Origin of the sequence: Caballeronia sordidicola (genome assembly GCF_001544455.2) — a bacterium.
GTDB classification, from domain to species: domain Bacteria; phylum Pseudomonadota; class Gammaproteobacteria; order Burkholderiales; family Burkholderiaceae; genus Caballeronia; species Caballeronia sordidicola.
Genome location: NZ_FCOC02000007.1, coordinates 108,391 through 130,530 on the forward strand (window position 1 = coordinate 108,391; position 22,140 = coordinate 130,530).

The 22,140-nt window shown below is 60.4% G+C and carries 19 protein-coding genes and 1 tRNA gene; 10 read left to right on the forward strand and 10 right to left on the reverse strand.

Translation table 11 applies throughout. From position 1 onward, the window contains the following. Positions 1–38: 38 nt before the first annotated feature. The 3 genes from AWB64_RS14020 to AWB64_RS14030 are packed head-to-tail and all read right to left on the reverse strand — an operon-like array spanning position 39 to position 2,085. Complete coding sequence (locus AWB64_RS14020; protein ID WP_060856032.1) at positions 39–425, reverse strand: Rieske (2Fe-2S) protein; 387 nt, start codon at positions 423–425, stop codon at positions 39–41. Then, positions 422–1,081, reverse strand: a complete 660-nt coding sequence (locus AWB64_RS14025) for an HAD-IIIA family hydrolase (RefSeq protein ID WP_060856033.1) — start codon at positions 1,079–1,081, stop codon at positions 422–424. The genes AWB64_RS14020 and AWB64_RS14025 overlap by 4 nt, the downstream gene beginning before the upstream one ends. Beyond that, a complete protein-coding gene (locus AWB64_RS14030) occupies positions 1,081–2,085 on the reverse strand; it encodes an RluA family pseudouridine synthase (protein WP_060856034.1) in 1,005 nt (334 codons plus the stop codon). The genes AWB64_RS14025 and AWB64_RS14030 overlap by 1 nt, the downstream gene beginning before the upstream one ends. Before the next feature lie 926 nt (positions 2,086–3,011). Between AWB64_RS14030 and AWB64_RS14035 the strand changes: the two genes are divergently transcribed. The 6 genes from AWB64_RS14035 (at position 3,012) to AWB64_RS14060 (ending at position 10,674) form a co-directional block, all read left to right on the forward strand. Further along, complete coding sequence (locus AWB64_RS14035) at positions 3,012–6,383, forward strand: Rne/Rng family ribonuclease (RefSeq protein ID WP_060856035.1); 3,372 nt, start codon at positions 3,012–3,014, stop codon at positions 6,381–6,383. Positions 6,384–6,597: 214 nt separating this feature from the next. Then, on the forward strand, positions 6,598–7,707 hold the full coding sequence (moaA, locus tag AWB64_RS14040) for a GTP 3',8-cyclase MoaA (RefSeq protein ID WP_060856036.1): 1,110 nt from the start codon (positions 6,598–6,600) through the stop codon (positions 7,705–7,707). A 1-nt stretch (position 7,708) separates the two neighbouring features. After that, positions 7,709–8,341 (forward strand): molybdenum cofactor guanylyltransferase MobA, encoded by a 633-nt coding sequence (gene mobA / locus AWB64_RS14045; protein WP_060856037.1) that lies wholly within the window; start codon positions 7,709–7,711, stop codon positions 8,339–8,341. Positions 8,342–8,479: 138 nt separating this feature from the next. Continuing rightward, positions 8,480–9,787: a molybdopterin molybdotransferase MoeA gene (gene moeA / locus AWB64_RS14050; RefSeq protein ID WP_060856038.1), complete on the forward strand. Its 1,308-nt coding sequence runs from the start codon at positions 8,480–8,482 to the stop codon at positions 9,785–9,787. A gap of 117 nt (positions 9,788–9,904) precedes the next feature. After that, positions 9,905–10,180 carry a hypothetical protein gene (locus AWB64_RS14055; RefSeq protein WP_031363462.1) on the forward strand — a complete coding sequence of 92 codons (276 nt, stop codon included), beginning with the start codon at positions 9,905–9,907 and terminating at the stop codon, positions 10,178–10,180. Then, entirely contained in the window at positions 10,180–10,674 is a 495-nt protein-coding gene (locus AWB64_RS14060; protein WP_060856039.1) for a GNAT family N-acetyltransferase, read from the forward strand. The genes AWB64_RS14055 and AWB64_RS14060 overlap by 1 nt, the downstream gene beginning before the upstream one ends. On the opposite strand, the gene AWB64_RS14065 is transcribed toward AWB64_RS14060, so the two are convergent. The 4 genes from AWB64_RS14065 to pncB form a co-directional block, all read right to left on the reverse strand. Beyond that, positions 10,671–12,140, reverse strand: a complete 1,470-nt coding sequence (locus AWB64_RS14065; protein WP_060856152.1) for a DNA recombination protein RmuC — start codon at positions 12,138–12,140, stop codon at positions 10,671–10,673. The genes AWB64_RS14060 and AWB64_RS14065 overlap by 4 nt on opposite strands. 10 nt (positions 12,141–12,150) lie before the next feature. Further along, positions 12,151–13,131 carry a 2-hydroxyacid dehydrogenase gene (locus AWB64_RS14070; protein ID WP_060856040.1) on the reverse strand — a complete coding sequence of 327 codons (981 nt, stop codon included), beginning with the start codon at positions 13,129–13,131 and terminating at the stop codon, positions 12,151–12,153. A gap of 10 nt (positions 13,132–13,141) precedes the next feature. Then, on the reverse strand, positions 13,142–14,533 hold the full coding sequence (locus tag AWB64_RS14075; RefSeq protein WP_060856153.1) for a sodium:proton antiporter: 1,392 nt from the start codon (positions 14,531–14,533) through the stop codon (positions 13,142–13,144). Between the two features lie 175 nt (positions 14,534–14,708). Further along, complete coding sequence (gene pncB, locus AWB64_RS14080) at positions 14,709–15,899, reverse strand: nicotinate phosphoribosyltransferase (RefSeq protein ID WP_060856041.1); 1,191 nt, start codon at positions 15,897–15,899, stop codon at positions 14,709–14,711. Positions 15,900–16,332: 433 nt separating this feature from the next. Between pncB and fdxA the strand changes: the two genes are divergently transcribed. The 4 genes from fdxA (at position 16,333) to kdgD (ending at position 18,990) form a co-directional block, all read left to right on the forward strand. Beyond that, a complete protein-coding gene (gene fdxA / locus AWB64_RS14085; protein ID WP_060856042.1) occupies positions 16,333–16,656 on the forward strand; it encodes a ferredoxin FdxA in 324 nt (107 codons plus the stop codon). A 132-nt stretch (positions 16,657–16,788) separates the two neighbouring features. Then, positions 16,789–16,864 (forward strand) — tRNA-Asn (locus AWB64_RS14090). A gap of 188 nt (positions 16,865–17,052) precedes the next feature. Then, the gene (locus AWB64_RS14095) at positions 17,053–17,796 is read left to right on the forward strand and encodes a FadR/GntR family transcriptional regulator (protein WP_060856043.1); all 744 of its coding nucleotides are present in this window, start codon (positions 17,053–17,055) and stop codon (positions 17,794–17,796) included. Between the two features lie 276 nt (positions 17,797–18,072). Next, complete coding sequence (gene kdgD, locus AWB64_RS14100; protein WP_060856044.1) at positions 18,073–18,990, forward strand: 5-dehydro-4-deoxyglucarate dehydratase; 918 nt, start codon at positions 18,073–18,075, stop codon at positions 18,988–18,990. 72 nt (positions 18,991–19,062) lie between these two features. Here kdgD and AWB64_RS14105 read toward each other — a convergent pair whose 3' ends face one another. Genes AWB64_RS14105 through AWB64_RS14115 form a run of 3 tightly spaced genes read right to left on the reverse strand, consistent with a single transcriptional unit; the run spans position 19,063 to position 21,796 of the window. Further along, on the reverse strand, positions 19,063–19,650 hold the full coding sequence (locus AWB64_RS14105) for a LutC/YkgG family protein (RefSeq protein WP_060856045.1): 588 nt from the start codon (positions 19,648–19,650) through the stop codon (positions 19,063–19,065). Further along, positions 19,647–21,056 (reverse strand): lactate utilization protein B, encoded by a 1,410-nt coding sequence (locus AWB64_RS14110; RefSeq protein WP_060856046.1) that lies wholly within the window; start codon positions 21,054–21,056, stop codon positions 19,647–19,649. Before AWB64_RS14110 ends, AWB64_RS14105 begins: the two co-directional genes overlap by 4 nt. Next, complete coding sequence (locus AWB64_RS14115; RefSeq protein ID WP_060856047.1) at positions 21,053–21,796, reverse strand: (Fe-S)-binding protein; 744 nt, start codon at positions 21,794–21,796, stop codon at positions 21,053–21,055. Before AWB64_RS14115 ends, AWB64_RS14110 begins: the two co-directional genes overlap by 4 nt. Between the last annotated feature and the right edge of the window lie 344 nt (positions 21,797–22,140).

The window sequence follows — 22,140 nt, forward strand, 5'->3', positions numbered from 1 at the left end:
TGGTTGACTGATTAAAGATTGAATCGGGAGTTTTTGGTTCAAGCGGGGCGCAGGTCGTCGTCGGGAAGCCAGAAAACAGCATGGCCTTCCGGCGTATCGCGCTCTTCGGTTTCAACCTTGCGCAAACGCGCGCCGCGGCACGGACCGCCGACGCATTTCCCGGTATCCGGCTCGTAAATTGCGCCGTGGGTCGCGCACATCAAGTATAAGCCGGAGCTCTCGAAGAACTTGCCTTCGGACCAGTCCAGCTCCATGGGCACGTGCGCGCACTGGTTGAGATAGCCGAACGGCCTGCCGTCGTAGCGAACGAAAAACACCGTGGCTTCGCCGCTTTTGCCGGCTGCGCTGCGGCGAACGCCATCGCCGCCATCGACCAGTTCCTCCGATGCGCAGATCCGCACCGCTTCAGGCGGCGTTCCCGTCATGCGTTCTCCCGCAACCAGTCGCCGAGCGCGGTCACGTTTTCGGCGACGAAAAGCGGCTCGAGCGCATGCAGCGACTTCGCCGGATGCGCGCCATACGTCACGCCAACCGACGCCGCGCCCGCATTCTTCGCCATTTGCAGGTCGTGCGTTGTGTCGCCGACCATCACCGTGCGGTTCACGTTCTGACCCAGTTCGCGGGTCAGTTCGTGCAGCATCGCGGGATGCGGTTTGGAGAAGGTCTCGTCGGCGCAGCGCGTTCCGTCGAAAAGGCTCGTCAGGCGCGACTGGTCGAGCGCCCGGTTCAGGCCCACGCGGCTTTTTCCCGTCGCGACCGCCAGCAGATAACCCTCGTCACGCAGGTTTTGCAGCATCTGGCGCACGCCCTCGAAGAGTTCGGTTTGCTCACCCTTGATCAGGTAATGAAAGCGATACCGCTCCGCCAGCTTCGGATAATCGGTGGGATCGAGCGTGGGCGCCGCGATCTGCAACGCGTCGCGCAGGCCAAGCCCGATGACGTAGCTCGCGGCTTCGTCGGCGGGAACGGGCAGGCTCAGGTCGCGGCAGGCCGCCTGAATGCTGCGCGTAATGTGCGCCGTGGAGTCCATCAAGGTGCCATCCCAGTCGAAGACAATCAGGTCGAATTGCTGACGCGCCATTACTGTGTCTCTCTGGAAAATTGTTTGAGTTGTTCGATGAACCGCCTGCATTCGGCCGGCAGCGGCGCTTCGACCTGGAGCGTCTCGCCCGTTGCCGGATGAACCAGTTTCAGGCGGAAAGCGTGCAGGAACATGCGTTTTAGCGACGGCTTTGCATCGGGACGCACCAGATTCTTGTTCAGCGCGAAGTCGCCGTATTTGGCGTCGCCGGCAATCGGCAGGCCAATGTGCGCCATATGCACGCGAATCTGGTGCGTGCGGCCGGTTTTAAGTTCGGCCTCGACCCAGGCGTATTCGTCGAAGCGCTCGATCAGGTTGAAAACAGTGTGCGATGCCAACCCGTCGTCCTGAACCCGCACGCGCCGTTCGCCTTCGGGCGTCAGATATTTGTGCAAGGATTCTTTCACGATCCTTCGGCGCCCCCAGCCTGCCGGCCACTCGCCGTGGCCAACTGCCTGATAGCGTTTATCGATTTTGTTGTCGCGCATCTGTTCGTGCAGGTTCACGAGCGCCGAGCGTTTTTTCGCGAGCATCAGCACGCCGGACGTCTCACGGTCCAACCGATGCACCAATTCGAGGAACTTCGCCTGCGGACGCGCATTGCGTAACTGCTCGATCACGCCGAACGCTACGCCGCTGCCGCCATGAACGGCGACGCCAGCGGGTTTGTTGATCACGATCAGATGATCGTCCTCAAACAGTATGGGGAATTCGGCGGCTGGCGCATTCGAGGAAACCGGTGTCTCGTCCAGTTGAGCGGTACGAATGGGCGGCACGCGAACCAGATCGCCCATTTCCAGCCGATATGCCGCGTCAATGCGCCCTTTGTTCACACGAACTTCGCCGCTGCGCAAAATCCGGTAAATGTGGCTTTTCGGCACGCCTTTACAGACGCGAAGTAAAAAATTGTCGATGCGCTGACCCGCTGCGTTCTCGTCGATCTCGATCATCGAGACCTGTTCGCTTGCGACCTTTTTATGGGATGTTTTGCCTAACTCATTCATTCTGAATATAATTTGCGGACAGTCTGGAAAAAGCCAGTAAGCTGGCCGGATGTTGTCAGACTGTACAGGTGCAAGCGGACAACCGTTATTTTACTTGCGCCCAGGGCCAGTTGCTCACCCGGAAAACGGAGTAACGAGTTGCACGCACGGCGATATCGCGCGGCAGGGACGGTGCCCACAGGCGCGTTCGGTCGAGTCGATCGCCGACACGGTAACGGATTTTTGGCGATCAAGAATTTTATCGGCGAGAGTTGATGAAGGCCGGATTTTATTCGGCCGGGTCCGGATTCGACCCCGGGTATCAGGCAGGTATCGAAAAGATATTGGGCGGATATCAGGTATTGGGCGACCGGAACGTCGGCGCTTTGCCGTAGCGAAGAAAACAATGGTCTGCCGCAAGCTGCGCTGAAACGGGCGAAGCGTGGCGGACGTTGTAACAAGGCGAGACACCCAACGCGGTTGATCGGGCGCTTTGAGCGCCTGAAAAGCCACAACGGCAGTCTGCCGCAGTTTTGAACTAGAGCCTGGCCGTTTTGCTTACCCGCGATTTTGCGAGAGAAAACGCCGGCTGAAAACGAAACTGCTGCAGGATGCATCCGGCTGCTGCTGGCTGCGCTGCTGGCTCCTCGATTTGTTTGCTGGACGTCGAGCCGCAGTGCTGTGCCGCTTAAGCCGACAGCCGTCGAATCACGGCGTGTCAAACCTGTTCGCATGTGCCCAGGGCTTTCTACCTGTCGCGGCGTATTTCGCCGCACGTTGGTGGCAAAGCCCGCCTCAGGCAATTCTCCGAGCCAGAACTCCCGCGCCCAGCGTGCTTTGTGACAACAAACAACAAAGCGCGGCGCGCCCGCCCTCCTGCTTCATGCGACTGACAACCGCGTGAATTCGCTCGATGGGGGCCGGTAGAGCCGCTCTGGAGCCGTCCAATGAAACGCATGCTGTTTAACGCGACGCAGCAAGAAGAATTGCGCGTCGCTATCGTCGATGGGCAAAAACTCATCGATATCGACATCGAAACCGCCGGGCGCGAACAGCGCAAAGGCAATATCTACAAGGGAGTTGTGACTCGCATCGAGCCGTCGCTCGAAGCCTGTTTTGTGAACTACGGCGAGGACCGCCATGGTTTCCTGCCGTTCAAGGAAGTCGCCCGCCAGTATTTCAAGGACGGCGTGGACATGCGCTCCGCACGCATTCAGGACGCGTTGCGCGAAGGCCAGGAACTGATCGTTCAGGTCGAAAAGGAAGAGCGCGGCAACAAGGGCGCGGCCCTGACCACGTTTATTTCGCTTGCCGGACGGTATCTCGTCTTGATGCCGAACAACCCGCGCGGCGGCGGTGTATCGCGCCGGATCGAGGGCGACGAGCGCCAGGAATTGCGCGAAACCATGTCGCAGCTCGATTTGCCGGATGGCATGAGCATCATCGCGCGAACAGCGGGGATTGGCCGTTCGGCCGAAGAACTGCAGTGGGATCTGAACTACCTGATGCAACTGTGGCGCGCGGTGGAAGCGGCGTCGCAAAGCGGCGTGGCTGGCAAGCCGATGCTGATTTATCTCGAATCCAGCCTCGTGATCCGCGCAATCCGCGACTACTTCCAGCCGGATATCGGCGAAATTCTCATCGATACCACCGAAATCCATGACCAGGCCAGCGCCTTCATGGACATCGTGATGCCGGATAACTTGAGCAAAGTTAAGCGCTATCACGACGACGTTCCCCTCTTCTCCCGTTTCCAGATCGAACACCAGATCGAAACCGCGTATTCGCGCACGGTGCCGCTGCCTTCGGGCGGCGCGATCGTGATCGACCACACGGAAGCGCTGGTGGCCATCGACGTGAACTCGGCGCGCTCGACCAAGGGCGCGGATATCGAGGAAACGGCGACCCGCACGAACCTCGAAGCCGCCGACGAAGTCGCGCGCCAGTTGCGCCTGCGCGATCTGGGCGGGCTGATCGTGATCGACTTTATCGACATGGAATCGGCCAAGAGCCAGCGCGAAGTCGAGCAACGCCTGAAAGACGCGTTGAAGCACGATCGTGCGCGCGTACAAATGGGCAAGATTTCGCGCTTCGGCTTGATGGAACTGTCGCGTCAGCGGCTGCGTCCGGCGCTCTCCGAAGGCAGCCATGTGACGTGCCCGCGTTGTAACGGCACGGGCCATATCCGCGATACCGAATCGTCCGCGCTGCAAGTGCTGCGGATCATTCAGGAAGAAGCAATGAAGGAAAACACCGCGGCAATTCATTGCCAGGTGCCGGTGGAAGTCACTGCTTTCCTGCTGAACGAAAAACGTTCGGAAATCAACAAGATCGAGTCGCGTTTCAAGGTCAACGTGGTGTTGATCCCGAACAAGCATCTCGAAACGCCGCATTACAAGCTGGAACGCCTGCGTCACGACGATACGCGTCTGGACGAGCCGCGGGCATCGTGGAAGATGGCCGAGGAAGCCGCGCACGAGCTGGAATCCGAAACGGGTTACAGCAAGCGCACCGAGGAAGTGAAGCCCAAGCAGGAAGCAATGGTCAAGGGCATTACGCCGGCTTCGCCCGCGCCCAGCGCGCCGGTGAAGGTGGCGGCGGCTCCGGTCGCGGCACCCGCGCCGGTGGCGGCATCGACGGGCGGGTTTATCGGCTGGCTGAAGAATCTGTTTGGCGTGCAGCCAGAAGTGAAACCGGCGCCAGCGCCTGTCGTTGCGCCCGCACCGGCGCGTCCGGTCCGCGGCGAGCGGCCGGAACGCTCGGGCCAGGGAGGCGATCGCAACCGGAATCGTCGTGGTGGCGCTGGTTCGCGAGATAGCGCAGCGAGTACCGGCACGGCGAGCGCACCGGGCACGGCAGGCGGGCGTCAAAGCCCGCGCCGCGAGGAACGCGAACCGAAGGAAGGACGCGAACCGCGTGATACGCGCGAACTGCGGGAGCCGAAGGAGCCCCGTGAATCGCGCGGTGGCCGTGAAGGCCGTGAGCCGCGCGAGGCGCGTGAAGGCCGCGAACCGCGCGAGGCCCGCGAAGGCCGTGAGCCGCGGGAACAGCGTGAGCCACGCGAACCGCGTGAATCACGCGATAACCGCGAGCGCGCTGAAGCGGTCGATCGTAGCGAACGCCGGGAACGCGGTGAGCGCAAGAAACCTCAGCCGGAAGCGGCCGTCGAAGCATTGACGCAAGGTGAAACAGCGGCATCCGATCTGGCGGAAGCGCGCCAGGCAGGTCAGGAATCGCAGCAAAACGGCAATGCCGACGCATTGCAGGCCGATCAGGCTAGCGCGGCGCGTGAAGGCGAAGAGCGCCGTCGTCGTCGCCGGGGCCGTCGCGGCGGACGTCGCGATCGCGAAGAAGAAGGCGTGACGGTCAATCAGGCAGCGGATATTGCGGAAGGCGAAGGCACGGCTGAAAGTACCGATCCGGAGCGCGCTCAGGCTGGCGTGTTCGATACCGACGGCGACGACACGCGCGATTTCGCGCCTGCCGCAACCAAGCCCCAGGTTCAACCATCGGCTGTAACGGTCGAGCCGATTGCGGCTGCCGCCGTTGCCGTGACGGAATTGCCCGAGCCGGTTCGCGCGGTGCCGGTCGAACCGGTCCAGGCAGTCGAACCAGCGGCGCCAGTCGCAGCAGAACCGGTCGCCGAACCAATTGAAGCAAAGCACGCGGAAGCCGAAGGGTTCGTGGTGCAGCACGAGGCGCATGAAGTTCACGCGCATCAGGCTGAAACGCCCGCGATCAACGTGTTCGAGAAGCCGGCAACCCCGCGGCCTGTCGAAAACCCGTTTGGCCCGACGCCCAGGGTAGCGGAAGAAAAGCCGGCGAGCCCGTTCATCGACACCCCGAAGGCAGAGGAACCCGTCGTTGCTCAGGCGGAGCCCCAAGCAGCTTCTCATGCGGCGCCGCAAACCGCTGAAACGCTTGCCCAGCCTGCGGAGCCGTTGAAAACGGCGGCTGTCGCCGCATCGCCGACGTCGGAAATGGTATCGGCCGTTGCGCCGGCCGCGCCAGTCGTCGCGCCGCCGTCCGCACCGGTCGAGTCCGAGCCGGTCAAGACCTTCGAGGCCGTTGAAATCGCAGCGCCGTCCCCTGCAGCGCCCGCCATTGCTCCGGTCGCGCTGAAGGAAGACGCGCTCAAGCCGATGCTGGATACAGCCGGCCTCGTCTGGGTGAACACCGACGCCGACAAGCTTCGTGCAGCACGTGAAGCCGCGGCACAGGTCGAAGCACCGAAACGCGTGGTACGCGAGCGCAAGCGCCTGCCGCCGCTCGACTCCGCGCCCATGCAGCAGGTCGAAACGGGCAAGGACGTTCAATAAGTACGCTTGATAGCGTTTGATGCTTCAGTAAAGCGTCACGGACTTCCGGTCCGTGACGCTTTTTTTTTCTTGCGCGTGAAAAACACCACAAAGCACTGCCGCGGATCACTGCTGATCCGCCCTTCCGCTAAAATGAGACGTTCGAAGTTAATAGCAGCCGAGCGGCCGTTTCTCCGAACACTTGTCGCCGCTGCTTGCGAGAAATAAAACGATCATGTCCCGACGCATCATTCCCGTCACCGATGTCACCGCGATCCCGGCCTTCCCGGGAGCCGTGGCGACGCCGACCGGATTGCTCACCGACAGGCTGTCACGCGATTTGCGCGATCTGCGCATTTCGGTGACCGATCGTTGCAATTTTCGCTGCGTGTACTGCATGCCGCGCGAAGTCTTCGATAAAAACTATGAATTCCTGCCGCACAGCGCGCTGCTTTCGTTCGAAGAAATCGAACGGCTGGCACGGCTCTTTGTCGCCCATGGCGTCGAGAAGATCCGGCTGACCGGCGGCGAACCGCTGTTGCGAAAGAACATCGAATTCCTGATTGAACGGCTGGCGCTGATGCGTACGCCCGAAGGCCGGCCGCTCGACATCACGCTGACCACCAACGGCTCCATCCTCGCCCGCAAGGCCCGGTCGCTAAAGGACGCGGGTTTGTCGCGTGTCACGGTGAGCCTCGACGCGCTCGATGACGCGTTGTTTCGCCGCATGAATGACGCCGACTTCGCCGTCGCCGACGTGCTCGACGGCATCGATGCCGCGCATGCAGTCGGCCTGGCGCCGCTGAAGGTGAACATGGTCGTCAAACGCGGCACGAACGACGCCGAAATCGTGCCCATGGCGCGTCATTTCAAGGGCAGCGGCACGGTGCTGCGGTTCATCGAATACATGGATGTGGGCGCGTCGAACGGCTGGAACATGAGCGAAGTGCTGCCATCGGCGGAAGTTGTTTCGCGCATTGCCGAGCATTTTCCGCTGCGTCCGCTTGACGCTCACAACGACGCCGAAACCGCGCAACGATGGGGTTATCAGGACGGCAGCGGAGAAATTGGCGTCATTTCAAGTGTCACGCGGGCATTTTGCGGGACTTGCACGCGAGCGCGCTTATCCACGGAAGGCAAGCTGTACTTGTGCCTGTTTGCAACTTCGGGACACGATCTGCGCGCGCTGGTTCGCAGCGGCGCGAGCGACGCGACCATTGCCACCGCGATCGCGCGAATCTGGGAAGCGCGCACTGACCGCTATTCGGAACTTAGGGGCAGCAATTCGCTGCCCGACGTAGACCCGGACGCACGCCGCGTCGAAATGTCGTACATCGGCGGCTGACATGACCGAGCCGGCGCCAAAAGCGCTTTCGAAGCACGACATGACCGGCGTGGTGCTGGCCGGTGGACGTGGATCGCGCATGGGCGGCGTGGACAAGGGCTTGCAGCCGCTGAACCTGGAACCGCTCGCGGTGCACGCGCTGCGCCGGCTCTCGCCGCAATGCGGCGCCATGCTGATCAGCGCAAACCGCAGTCTCGAAATGTATGCGCAGCTTGGCATGCCGTTCCGGGCCAAGGTCATTGTCGACGCATTCCCGGACTTCCCCGGCCCACTTGCCGGCATGTCGGCGGCGTTACACGCGGCGCAGACCGGGTTCGTGCTCTTCGCGCCATGCGATGCGCCTTTCATCGATACCCATCTGGCCGAGCGGCTATCGGAAAAACTGCTTGCCGGAAATGCGGATATCGCCGTCGCGAGCGTGATTGACGCCGCTGGCGATCAGCACATGCATCCGGTCTTCGCGCTCCTGCGAGCATCATTGGCCGACGATCTCGACGCGTTTATCCGCGCCGGAGAACGCAAGGTCCGCGCGTGGTACGCGCGCCACAAGGCGGTAGAAGTGACCTTCACCAACGAGCGTGCGTTTTACAATGTCAACGATCTGCAGCAGCTAGCCGACCTCGAGCGCAACTAATCGCGAGTTCGTTTCAGTTTGCTGCGAGCCATTGGCTTGCCAGATGTCGCGGTCATGCCGTGCATCTCAACACGTCTGCCTCTCCATCCATCCGCCTGCGGGCTTTGCGTCGCGACTCCGCGCTGTTTTTACCCATCGATGAACTCATCCAGGCACTTTTCGAGCTGCGTCGCCGAGTACGATCCGAACGCGCTGCCCGTCAGCGCGGCGCAGGAGATCGTGCGTCAATGGGCGTTGCCGCGCGGGCGTGCCGAAGTGGAGCGCGTGCGGCTATTCGATGCGCTGGACCGCGTGCTGGCTGAAGACGTCGTCTCGCCGATCAACGTTCCTTCCCACGACAATTCCGCCATGGACGGCTACGCGTTCGACGGCGTGGCGCTCGAAGAAGCCGGTCGTGAAGGCCAAGTTGAGCTCAAGGTCGCCGGCAAGGCGCTCGCCGGACAACCGTTTGCAGGCGTGGCGCTCTCCGCGCAATGCGTGCGTATCATGACGGGCGCGCTGATCCCGCCCGGTTGCGACACGATTGTTCCGCAAGAACTCGTGCAACGCACGGGAGACACGATCACGTTCGGCACGGCGGGGATCAGGCGCGGCGTGAATCGGCGGCTCGCGGGGGAAGATCTTGCACAAGGTCAGCCGGCATTGCGTGCAGGGCGAATCGTGCGGGCATCGGATATTGGTTTGCTGGCTTCGTTGGGCATTGCCGAAATCGCCGTGCGGCGGCGTTTGCGGGTCGCCTTTTTCTCGACCGGCGACGAATTGCGCGCGGTCGGCGAGGCGCTACCACCGGGTTCCATTTACGACAGCAACCGCTACACGCTTTACGCCACGCTGCGCCGGATGAACGTGGAGCCCGTCGATCTGGGCATTGTGCGCGACGACCGCGCATCGCTTGAACAGGCGCTGCGCCGGGCAACGCGGGAAGCCGATGTTGTAATCAGTTCGGGCGGCGTGTCGGTTGGCGACGCCGATTTCACGCGCGACCTGATGAATACGCTCGGCGACGTCGCGTTCTGGAAGATTGCGATGCGTCCGGGCCGGCCGCTCGCATTCGGCCGTTTGTGGTCCGGTGCGCGTCCCGGCGACGGTGAGTCGGCGTTGTTCTTTGGCTTGCCCGGCAATCCGGTTGCCGTCATGGCGACGTTTTATTTCATCGTGCGGGAGGCGCTGCTTGCCATGTCGGGCGCCACGGCGCATGCGTTGCCATTGATATCGGCGACGAGCACGAATCCACTATCCAAACGCGCCGGGCGCACGGAGTTCCAGCGCGGTATCGCGCAGCGCGACAACGCCGGGCGTTGGCACGTGGTCACGACCGGGCCGCAAGGATCGGGCGTGCTGAGTTCAATGAGCGAAGCCAATTGCTTCATTGTCCTCAGGCACGAGGCAGGCAATATAGATGCAGGAGACAGCGTCGATATCCTGCCATTCGACGGCCTAATCTAGTTTCAAAGAGTTTTCGATAACCGCTTCAAGAATCCAGGCTGTAACGCGGTCATCACACGGGTGGCTAAAGCTGTGGATTCGAACGCATTGCACTACGACTGACGGGGCTTTTCCTTCATGAAAAAACAGATTTCGTTCATCGCACCGGGACAAACCGCCAAAGCGCTGATTCTCGTATATCTCACGTTCAGCGTGCCAATTGTGTTGCTCGGCGTGCTGGTCGCGTTCTTCCGATATGGCTCCGTGGAACTCAGCACCGTGACAAGCGCACTGCTGCTCAACGCAATCCTGGGGTTCATCCTGTTGTGGATTGCGTGTCACGCATACAACTGGGTGGCGTCGCGATTTGGCGGCATCGAGATCGTGTTGTCCGACGCGCCGGAAGAAGCGTGATGAGCGCGGTAATCCGCACCGCGGCGCCCAGCGATATCAACGCGATTTTTGGACTCATGCTGGAGTTGGCCGAGTTTGAAAAGCTGACGCACTTTTTCACGGCGACTGAATCCGGCTTGCACGACGCACTGTTCGGCGCACGGCCCGCCGCGGAAGCCATGGTCGCCGAGGAGAACGGGGTTATCGTGGCTTATGCCCTGTTCTTCCAGAACTACTCCACTTTCCTTGGAAAGCGCGGGTTGTATCTCGAAGACCTTTACGTGAAGCCGGCTATTCGCGGTAGCGGACTCGGCACGCAGATGCTGCGCGCCCTCGCGGCGCTGGCAGTGGAACGTCAGTGTGGCCGTTTCGAATGGACCGTGCTGGATTGGAACGTGAACGCCATCGGCTTCTACGAGAAAATGGGCGCAACGGTGCTGCCCGACTGGCGCATCGTGCGCATTACGGGCGAAGACCTCGCAAGGCTGGCTTCGCCTGCTGTGACTGCTGGTTAAGCGTCCGGCTCCTCGCGATCCGCGTCGGCTTCATGCCCGAGCAGGTTGGCCGCCTGCTCACCCGGCAAAGCTTCTACATCGCGTAGTTTCTTGCTCATCTGCCGGGTGCGCGTTTCCGCCGATTCAATGGACCGCGTCACCGCCTCCAATTGCGAGCGGGTCTTCGAGAGCACTTCTCCAAACTTCCTGAACTCCGTTTTCACCGCGCCGAGCACTTGCCAGACTTCGCTGGAACGCTGCTCGATCGCGAGTGTCCTGAAGCCCATTTGCAGGCTGTTGAGCAAAGCGGTCAGCGTGGTCGGACCCGTCACACTCACACGATACTCACGCTGCAAGAAGTCCGTGAGCCCTGGACGGCGCAGAATCTCCGCATACAGACCTTCCGTGGGAAGGAACAGCAACGCGAAGTCCGTGGTGTGCGGCGGCGCGACGTACTTCTGCGCGATGGTTTTTGCTTCTGCGCGAATGCGGCCCTCAAGCGCGCGCGACGCCTCTTCCACCGCAACCGGATCGGCTCGATCCTGAGCGTCGATCAGACGTTCGTAATCCTCGCGCGGAAATTTTGCGTCGATGGGAAGCCAAACCGGCGTCGCCACTGCGTTCGTCCCGCTTTGGCCGGGGGCGTCGTGACGGCCCGGCAGCTTGATCGCGAATTCCACGCGGTCGTTGCTCTTTGGAATCGTCGCGACATTCTTCGCGTACTGATCTGGCGTAAGCAATTGTTCGAGCAGCGACTCCAGTTGCACTTCGCCCCACGTCCCGCGTGTCTTGACGTTGGTCAGCACTTTCTTCAAGTCGCCGACACCCGCGGCCAGCGTCTGCATTTCTCCCAATCCACGATGCACCTGCTCCAGCCTGTCCGAGACCAGCTTGAACGATTCACCAAGACGCTGTTCCAGCGTGGCGTGAAGTTTTTCATCGACGGTGCGGCGCATTTCTTCGAGCTTCGCCGCGTTGTTCGCTTCAATGTCCTTCAGCCGCGCTTCCAGCGTGGTTCGCACTTCACTCAAGCGCCGGTCGTTCGACTCCGACATCTGCGCCAGTTGCAGCGTCAAGGCATCGCCGAAACGCTTGAGCGCCTGGCTTTGTTCGTCGCGTGCATGCTGGCTTTGCTGGACGTTGCTTTCCGTCAACGCAAGCAATTGCCGCGAGAACGCTTCGAGCTGCGCGTTCTGCACGTTCGACATGCTCGCGAGTTGCGTGGCAAGCGTCTGCTGGAACTGGGCGAACGCACCGCCCGCTTCCGTGCGCGACGCACGCGATGTCTCGACCACTTCGCTTCTCACATTGCGTTCGAGGCGTTCTTGAGCACGCGCGTGTGCGTCGCCCATATCGATGACCCGATCAGTGAGCGCCTCGAACTGCTCTTCAATATTCGTCTCGCGCTTCGGCCGCAACAACAGGATCAGCGCAATCACCAGCGTGATTGCGAGGACGGCGACCGCAACGCTCAACAGCAGCAACATCGTCATTTCTTCAGGACTTCCGGACTTCCGGATTGATCGGGTTCGGCGGATTGCCGGCGCGCGGCCCTTCACCCAAAGCGGCGATCAGGTTGTCGGCCGCGAGATTCGCCATGGCGCGGCGTGTGGATTCGGTCGCGCTCGCAATATGCGGCGTCAGCACGACATTCGACAAACCCAGGAAATCGCGATTGAAATTGGGCTCGCCTTCAAAGACATCGAGCCCCGCTGCGGCGATGGTCTTGTTGCGCAGGGCCTGGATCAGCGCGGTGTCGTCGACAATTCCTCCGCGCGCGATATTGGTCAGTGTTGCCGTGGATTTCATGCTCGCCAGTTCAGCCGCGCCGATGGTGTGATGGTTCTCGGCGGTGTACGGCAACACCAGCACCACGTGATCGGCCTGCTTGAGCAAATCGGCCTTCGATGCATACTCCGCATTCAACTCCGCCTCAATAGCCGGCGCAACGCGAGAACGGTTGTGATAAATCACGCGCATGTTGAACCCGCGCGCACGCCGGGCCAGCGCTTGACCAATGCGGCCCATGCCGATCACCCCAAGCGTTGAGCCGTAAATATCCGCGCCGAGAAACGCGTCGTACGACCACGTGCCCCATTTGCCCGCGCGCAGGAAATGCTCGGACTCCGTGATGCGTCGCGCGGCCGCCATCATCAGCGCCCAGCCAAAGTCCGCGGTGCTTTCGTTCAGGACGTCGGGCGTGTTCGTGCCGAGCACACCGTGGGCGTTGAGCGCCTGCATGTCGAAGTTGTTGTATCCCACGGCCATGTTCGACACAACCTTCAAATTTGGCGCGCCTTCCAGAACCTTCGCCGTCACGGGGTCTCCCGCCAGCAAGGCGCCGTCGCGGTCGGCCATGCGGCGCGCGAATTCGTCGGCGGGAAGCGGCGCGCCGGGATTGGCGTCGACTTCGAAATACTGTCGCAGACGTTCGATCACGTCCGGGAAGATGGGGCGGGCAACCAGCACTTTCTTCATCGACTTCTCCTCAAAAGAACAACCATCCGGTGAGCAGGAACAAGGGTAGCAAGACGATCGCCGACCAGCCCATATATCCGAAGAAACCGGGCATTACAACGCCGCGGGATTCGGCGATCGCCTTGACCATGAAATTGGGCGCGTTGCCTATATAGCTGTTCGCGCCCATGAACACCGCGCCCGCGGAGATTGCGGCAAGCGTTGTAGCGCCGGTCGTCATGAGCGTTTGCGCGTCGCCGCCAGCGAGATTGAAGAACACAAGATATGTCGGCGCGTTGTCGAGAAACGACGAGAGCAACCCCGTCGCCCAGAAGTACGCAATGTCGATAGGCTTGCCGCTCGAGTCGGTGACCAGGTGCACGATGCCCGCGAACGCTCCGTTCTCCCCGGCGCGCAAAATCATGATCACTGGCGCAATGGTGATGAAGATGGCGGCGAAGAGCTTCGCGACCTCCTCGATGGGCGCCCAGTTGAACGCGTTTCCCGTGCGGGCGCTCTTCGGCGTGAGCTTGAGCGACAGAAGCGTCACTGCAACAAGCAGCACGTCGCGCACGAGATTCTGCAGCGCGATGTGCGTGCCGAAAATATCGAATTCGATGCCCGGTTTCCACACGCCGCTGCTCAGCACCAGCACGACAACTGCCGCGAGCAAGACAAAATTGACCTTGCCGTCAATGCTCAGCGGCATCATCACGGTAGTCTTAGGCGGCACGTCTTCCCTCGCGTAGTGATAGCGGTCGAGCGCGTAGAACAGTGCCAGCAAGATGGCGCATATAAACAGCGTCGGCTTGACGAGATGCACGGTGGTCCAGAAAAAACTGACGCCGTTCAGGAAGCCGAGGAACAACGGCGGATCACCGAGCGGCGAAAGCGAACCACCCGCGTTGGCCACCAGAAAAATGAAGAACACCACTCGATGCGCGCGGTTCTTGCGCTTTTCGTTCGCGCGCAAGAGCGGTCGTATCAGCAGCATGGCGGCGCCGGTCGTTCCCATGATGCTGGCGAGCAGGGTTCCGAGCGCAAGCAGCGTGGTGTTCACTCGAGGGGAACCGCGCAGATCGCCGTTCAGGCAAATTCCTCCGGCAACGGTGAAGAGTGCCGTTAGCAAGATGATGAACGGAACATATTCTTCCAGCATGGCGTGGACGAACGTGGCAAAGGCGGCCTGCGCGCCGAAGCCGATCGCGAATGGCACGAGAAACGCGAGTCCCCACGCTGCCGATATCTTGCCGAAATGGCTGTGCCAGACATGTGGCACGACCAACGGCGCAATGGCGATGCAAAGCAGGATGCCCGCGAACGGCATTGCCCAAAATGGCGAAAGCGAAGCGCCATCAAGCGTTGCCGCGGATGCATTGAGCGGCAGCGCAGCCAGCGCGAGAACCTGCAGCAACCAACGCATGTTCCGGCCGCTTTGCCTGCTTGAATTCCGGCATGCGGCCGATGACTTCATGTGATGGGTCCTCGTTGGCCTGTGCGTCGATCAAGGACTTGATTATAACGAGCGGGCCATCCACGCAACCCTAGACCGAGCGGCTAACGCTCGACCGGATTGCGCCGAACTTGCGCGCCAGGCGCTACAGTTCTCCCACAGGCTTGGCGATATCGAAGACCTGGCGCAGATAGGCGAGATAAGCCTGGTCTTCGCACATGTTCTTGCCGGGAGAATCAGAGAGTTTGGCGACCGGCTGGCCGTTGCAGCGAACCATCTTGATGACGATCTGCAGCGGCTGATAGCCAAGGTCGTTGGTGAGATTCGTGCCCACGCCGAAGGCAAGCTGGCAACGGCCGCGAAAGCGCTCGTAGAGGCGCAGCACTTTGGGAATATCGAGTGCGTCCGAGAAGACCAGCACCTTGGTCCGCGGGTCGCAGCGATTTTGCTCGTAGTGACGGATCAGGCGCTCGCCCCAGTCGAACGGATCGCCGGAGTCGTGACGCGCGCCGTCGAAAAGCTTGCAGAAGTACATGTCGAAGTCGTTGAGAAACGCCTTCATGCCGTAGACGTCGGAGAGCGCAATGCCCAGGTCACCTCTATATTCTTTTGCCCACATCTCGAAGCCGAACACTTGCGAATCGCGCAGGCGCGGACCAAGCGCCTGGCAAGCCTGCAAGTATTCGTGCGCCATCGTGCCGAGCGGCCGAAGGCCATGCTTCATTGCGTAATAGACGTTGCTCGTGCCGGTGAACTGCTCGCCCAGGCCTTCCTTCAATTTCAGGATGACCTCTTCATGCCACTTGCCGGAGAACCGGCGGCGGGTGCCGTAGTCGGCGATCTTGCAGTCGGAGACCTCAGGACGTCCGCCGAGCAACTGGATCTTGTCGCGCAGACGGTCGCGGCCGGTTTCGAATGTCGGATCGCGCTGGGTATTGCGGAAATAGACTTCGTTGACAATCGCCAGAACGGGGATTTCGAACAGGATGGTGTGCAGCCACGGACCAACAATATCAATGTCGATCTCGCCATTGTTCTTCTCCGACGGCTTGATGGTCACCGACTTTTCGTTGAGGTGAAAGAGCGCCAGGAAGTCGATGAAATCGCTCTTGATAAAGCGCATCCGCCGAAGGTATTCGAGCTCTTCCTCGGCGAAGCGCAGTTCGCAAAGCCCACGCACTTCCTCACGAATTTCATCGATGTACGGAACGAGATCGACGCCCTGCGTACGGCATCGAAATTTGTATTCCGCGTGTGCTGCCGGGAAATGATGCAGGACCACCTGCATCATGGTGAACTTGTAGAGGTCGGTATCGAGCAGCGAATGGATGATCATGGTTCCAGACGAACGGCTAGTACAACAGATAGAACCGCCAGGCAAAAACCCGCGGATGAAACCGCAAACAAACCCGGCCCGCCGCGGCGCATTTTCTATGCACTGGCTGGTTTGCCCCGGCGGCCTCGAATGCATGTTACCCGAAGTGCCAGGCGTGAGCGCCGTGCGCCGAAGCCCGCGGGAGGCCACGAGCCGGACCTGCATGGGCCCATAAACAAATCACTAAAGGATATAAAGCCTGCAGGAACGGGGTCGCGCTCATATTTACCGGTACGCTACAATATTGGTTTTGGCGCGCGCAATGTGCTGCAGTGTGCTGCAATACACACTTCCCCCCCGGCTGCCCAGCCAGGAAAGAGACTGTTGGTTCAAGACCGAGCCCAACGTCCGGGTTGCCCCGCCGCCCCCACGAATTTCGCATGCAGGAGCCTGAATGACTCACGTTGTGACCGAAAGCTGCATCAAGTGCCGTTACACCGATTGCGTGGACGTGTGCCCGGTGGACTGCTTCCGCGAAGGTCCCAATTTCCTCTCGATCGATCCGGACGAGTGCATCGACTGCGCCGTATGCGTGGCTGAATGCCCGGTCAACGCAATCTATGCTGAAGAAGATGTGCCGGGTGACCAGCAGCACTTCATCGAGTTGAACGCAGAGCTCTCGCGCTCCTGGCCGAGCATCACCAAGACAAAGGCGCCATTGCCCGAGGCTGATGAATTCAAGGACGTCAAAGAGAAGCTCGAACTGCTCGAACGCTGATCCGTTTTGCCGCGTCTTTTCGCGGCGCGGCAAGCATCCATCGCGCACTGGAAATTTTTAAATCGAGATGAATGCGGGGTGTTGACAGGCTAGATTCCCCTCCATATAATTTCGTTTCTCTGCTGCAGATGTTCCCCGATAGCTCAGTTGGTAGAGCGCCGGACTGTTAATCCGTAGGTCCCTGGTTCGAGCCCAGGTCGGGGAGCCAAAAAGGTTCCAGACAAAAAGCCCAATCGAAAGATTGGGCTTTTTGCGTTTGGTTTGGGGAATACATCGTTCTGATACTTGGTGCTTCAAGGGACGATCATCGATCAGGACACCATTGAATATTAATGGTCGTCAGACAACGGTATAATCTCGATCATTACCCGTCGACTGACCCAAGGAGCGTTTCCGATGGCCGAACCCCTCGCATCCGTCGCGACACCCCGGCGTGCCCGCAATCTGGCGGAGAGCGTGTTCGACTACGTAATCGAACAGATCGAGTCCGCCGCCCTGAAACCCGGCGACAAGCTGCCGACCGAAGCGAAGCTCATGGCCACGCTTGGCGTGAGCCGCACTGTCGTGCGCGAAGGTATTTCGCGGTTGCAGGCGAACGAGGTCATCGAAACGCGGCACGGCATCGGCAGCTTCGTGCTGGAACCGCGACGTGAGAAGCTCGGCATCGACATGGTGCCGGCCACCACGCTGCGCGATGTTCTCTCCGTCCTCGAATTGCGCATCAGCCTCGAAACGGAATGCGCCGGTCTGGCCGCGCAACGCGCACAGCCCGAAGATATCGTGCGCATGCGCGCCGCGCTCGACGCAATCGAAGCCACCAGCCGCAACGGCAGCGACAGCGTCGCGGCCGATCTCCAGTTCCACATCGCGCTCGCCCGGGCGACGGGCAACCGCTATTTCGTCGATATCCTGACGCAAATGGGAACGGCGCTGATCCCGCGAAACCGCATCGACTCAGCCGGTATCGCCAAGGCGGATCCGAAGGCATATATGTCGCTGGTGAATCTCGAACACGAAAGCATCCTTGAAGCCATCATCCGGCACGACGCCGAAAGCGCCCGCGCCGCCATGCGCATGCATTTGTCGAATAGCCGCGAGCGTCTGCGCCGCGCCAATCAGGCCACTGATGTAAACGGCTGAAGCGTTTCTGCGTTCTTTGCTTCTTGCCCTGCCTCGCCCAGCTTTTCCATGAAAACAGGCAAACTCATCTTGTCTGACGTCATACTTTGATGGATACTACCCGTATCAAGCGGCAGTGTGTGACTTCTTTCGAGCATAGACACATTGACCTGCACGAGACGATTTCGGGTTAATACTCATTCTGTCGAGAATCCGGTCAAACATAGAATGTCATCAGACAACGTATCACGACGTTTTGGGCATTGAGCCGCTTCAAATTTCAATTCACGATCGAACATGACAACACCTCAAGAACTCAAGAAAATCGTTTCCGAAGGCCTGCTGTCTTTCCCGTTGACCGACTTCGATGAACAGGGCGACTTCCGCGCCGATACCTATGCCGAACGTCTCGAATGGCTGGCGCCCTATGGCGCGACGGCATTGTTCGCCGCGGGCGGCACGGGCGAATTCTTCTCGCTGACGCAAAGCGACTATTCGAACGTGATCCGCACGGCTACGGAAACCTGCAAGGGCAAGGTGCCCATTCTCGCCGGCGCCGGCGGTCCGACGCGCATTGCCATCGCTTATGCGCAGGAGGCCGAGCGCCTGGGCGCGAACGGTATCCTGCTGATGCCGCATTACCTCACGGAAGCAAGCCAAGAAGGGATTGCGGCGCACGTGGAACAGGTGTGCAAGGCGGTGAAGAATATCGGTGTGATCGTGTATAACCGCGCGAATTCCCGGCTCAATGCGGACATGCTGGAACGTCTTGCCGACAGTTGCCCGAACCTGATCGGCTTCAAGGACGGCGTGGGCGAGATTGAAAACATGGTGACGATCCGCCGCCGTCTAGGCGACCGCTTTTCGTATCTCGGCGGCTTGCCGACCGCCGAGGTTTATGCCGAGGCGTACAAGGCGCTCGGCGTGCCGGTGTATTCATCGGCGGTATTCAACTTCATTCCGAAAACGGCGATGGAGTTTTATCGCGCGGTCACGGCGCAGGATCATGCAACGACCGGCCGTCTGCTCGACGAGTTCTTCATGCCGTATCTGGCAATTCGCAACCGGCGCGCGGGGTACGCGGTGAGTATCGTCAAGGCGGGCGCGAAGCTGATCGGGCGCAGCGCCGGTCCGGTGCGCGCGCCGCTGACCGACCTCACCGAAGACGAGATGGCGCAACTCGACGTGCTGATCAAGAAGCTCGGCTCGCAGTAGTCGTTTATGGCAAAAACCCGTTCCAGTGAATGCTCGCGGGAACGGGTTTTGTGCATCTGGATACGCGTCAGGTCAGCCCGCGAGCAAGACCACAGTCAACGACCGAACGCCTTGCGCGCCGCGAATCAGCACGCCTTCAATGTCCGCCGTCGCTGAAGGCCCGGTTACAAGCACGGCGTATCGTGCGCTCTTGAAGTCATCTTGCCTGTACACATCCTGCAGGCCATCCACAATCCGCGCAGGGTCGAGCAGCACCACGAGATGCTGCACGAGATAGCCAATCGAATTGACGATGTATTCGTCCTCGCTGAACCACACCGAGCCGGTTTCCGCCACGCCAAAACGCGCGCGCACGACGCCCGCATCGACGTCCTGAAGCAAAGCCGGCGACATCCCGGCGTCGAGCGCGCGGTTCCCATCGATACCCGCAACCGCCGACGCCACAACCGCATCCGCTCCGAAACGTTCGGCCAGAAGCGCACGCACCGTTTCAAGCGACTCACCTTCGACCACGGTTCCACCCATCGCGGCCAGCGCCGTTCGAAAACGTTCGAGACGCTCGCCGGGAGGTGTGTCGAAGAGGGGCACTTCCGGGCGTGGACGTCCCGCCGGTTGCGCCGCGCGGATCCTGGCCAGAAAAGCTTCACGCGTTGTCGTCATTTTTGCGTCGCCTTGCGATTTTTCTTGTACCACTCGTGAAAGGTTTCAGCCGGCGATTCGGGCAAGTCGCGTTGACGGCCCCAGATGTTCAGCGGGTTGTACAGCACGAAGTTCGGCAAGCGCTTGAGCGCACCGCCAAGCGACGCCACCGTGCCGCGATACAGCGTCGGACTGGCAAGCAGGCGTCCGGCCATCTTCAGCACTTCGGCCTTCACGAACGGCACTTCGTGATTCGCCGCGATCACCTCGCGCCATTTGTAAATCTGCTCGTGGATGTTCACCTTCGTCGGGCAGACGTTCGTGCAACTGCCGTTAAGCGTCGATGCAAACGGCAAACTGCTGAAGCGCTTCATGTCGTAAGTAGGATTGATGATCGCGCCAATCGGCCCCGAGTACGTGAAGCCATATGACAAGCCGCCACTACGCCGATAAACCGGGCACGTATTCATGCACGCGCCGCAGCGGATGCATTTGAGCGAGTACCAGAAATCTTCCATGGCGAGACGCTCGGAACGGCCGTGATCCACGAGGATGTAGTGCATTTCCGAACCCGGACGCGGCGCGCGAAAATGCGACGTGTATTGCGTGATGGGCGAGCCGAGCGCGCTGCGCGACAACATGCGCACGAACACGCCCAGATCCGATATCTTCGGGATCAGTTTTTCAATACCTATCGATGCAATATGCAGCGGCGGCACATTCGCAGACAAATCCGCGTTGCCCTCGTTCGTGCACACCACGACCGTGCCTGTCTCCGCGACCGCGAAGTTGCAGCCTGTCATGCCCGCCGTTTTCTCGCGCACGAAATACGGCCGCGTGTTCATGCGCTGGCTTTCCGCAAGATAGTGGATGTCGCTGTTCTGCGGATCCGTGCCGATCGTGCGGCCAAACAGTTCGGCGACATCGGCGCGCAACTTGTGCACGGCCGGCACGACCATGTGGCTCGGGTCCTGATTGTCCAGTTGCTGGATGCGTTCGCCCAGATCCGTTTCCATCACCGTGATGCCGCGCGGCTCAATGTATTCGCGCATCTTGCATTCATCGGTAAGCATGGATTTGCTCTTGACGAGCGTGGTCATGCCGCGCTCGGACATCAGCTTGTAGACGATCTCGTTGTGTTCTTCGGCGGTGGCCGCGTAATGCACGGTCACGCCGTGCGATTCGGCCTGGCTGATGAACTGTTCGAGATAATCCGAAAGATGAGAAAGCGTGTGCTCCTTGATCCCCGATGCCAGTTCCCGCAGCGTTTCCCACTCCGGCATGCCGTGCGCTTGCGCATCGCGTTTGCTGCGCAGATCCCAGAGACGTTTGTCGTGGAAAGCGAGGTGATCCGTCTTCGCTATGAACGCGCCCGCCGCCTTCGCGTGATCGAGCCGTTTGCTCTTTCCCTTCACGACGTCGCTCATGCGCGTGCTCCGTTCAGGACCTGGGCGATGTGGATAAACCGCGCATCGGCTTTCATTCGTTCGGCGCAACCTTGCTGGTGCATGAGGCACGACATGTCGCCGGACACGATGTACTGCGCGCCCGCGCCCACGTGATCGCGGACTTTGTCCTGCCCCATTCTCACCGATACCGCTTCTTCCGTGACCGAGAACGTGCCGCCAAAACCGCAGCATTCGTCGGGCCGGGCCGGTGTGACGAATTCGATGCCCTTCACGCCTTCGAGCAGCGCCCGCGGCTTTGAGAACGGCACGCCGCCAATCTCAGATGCCGACACCTCCTTCAAATGCCGGATTGCGCTGCAGCTATTGTGCAACCCGACCCGATGCGGAAATTCGGCCCACGGGAATTCGCGGACTTCGAGGACATCGTGGAGGAACTCGACGAGTTCGTAGGCGCTGGTTCGGACCTTGCGCACCGAAGCCGTTTGTTCGATTGCCGTCAGATGTTCGCGCACATGATGAATGCAACTCGCCGATGGTCCGACCACGTAGTCGTAGTCCGCGAAATTGCGGGCGAACACGCGTTCGGCGCCGGCGGCTTCTTTCTGGGCGCCGCTGTTTGCCATCGGCTGGCCGCAGCACGTCTGTTCTTCAGGATAGTCGACTTCCACGCCCAGACGTTCGAGCAGTTCGAGCGTCGCGACGCCGACTTCGGGATAGAACGCGTCGATGAAACAGGGGACGAACAGGGCAACTTTCATGTTGTTTTTACGCTGGCGCTTGGGGATTTTGGGTTGCTGGCGCTTTGGTATTTTTGTTTGCTGGTCAGCTTGGTCTGACCAAGACTTTAAAGTTTGTGGTGTTTCATGTCAAACTAGGGGTCCTGGGGGGTCCAGGTTGACGGTGGGTTGCTGCTTTTCAGGTGTTCGCGCGTTCAGTGTTTGTTGTTATTTTTAGCACTGTTGGCCACTATCCGTGGCGGGACTTCATTTCTTTTTCCAACGGCGAAAAAGAAACGAAGCAAAGAAAACGCCTTTCAACCGCTAATTCTTAAGGAGCCCGAGCGTGCAGTTTTGAACTGCTTGGTACCCCAAAAGCACGCTCG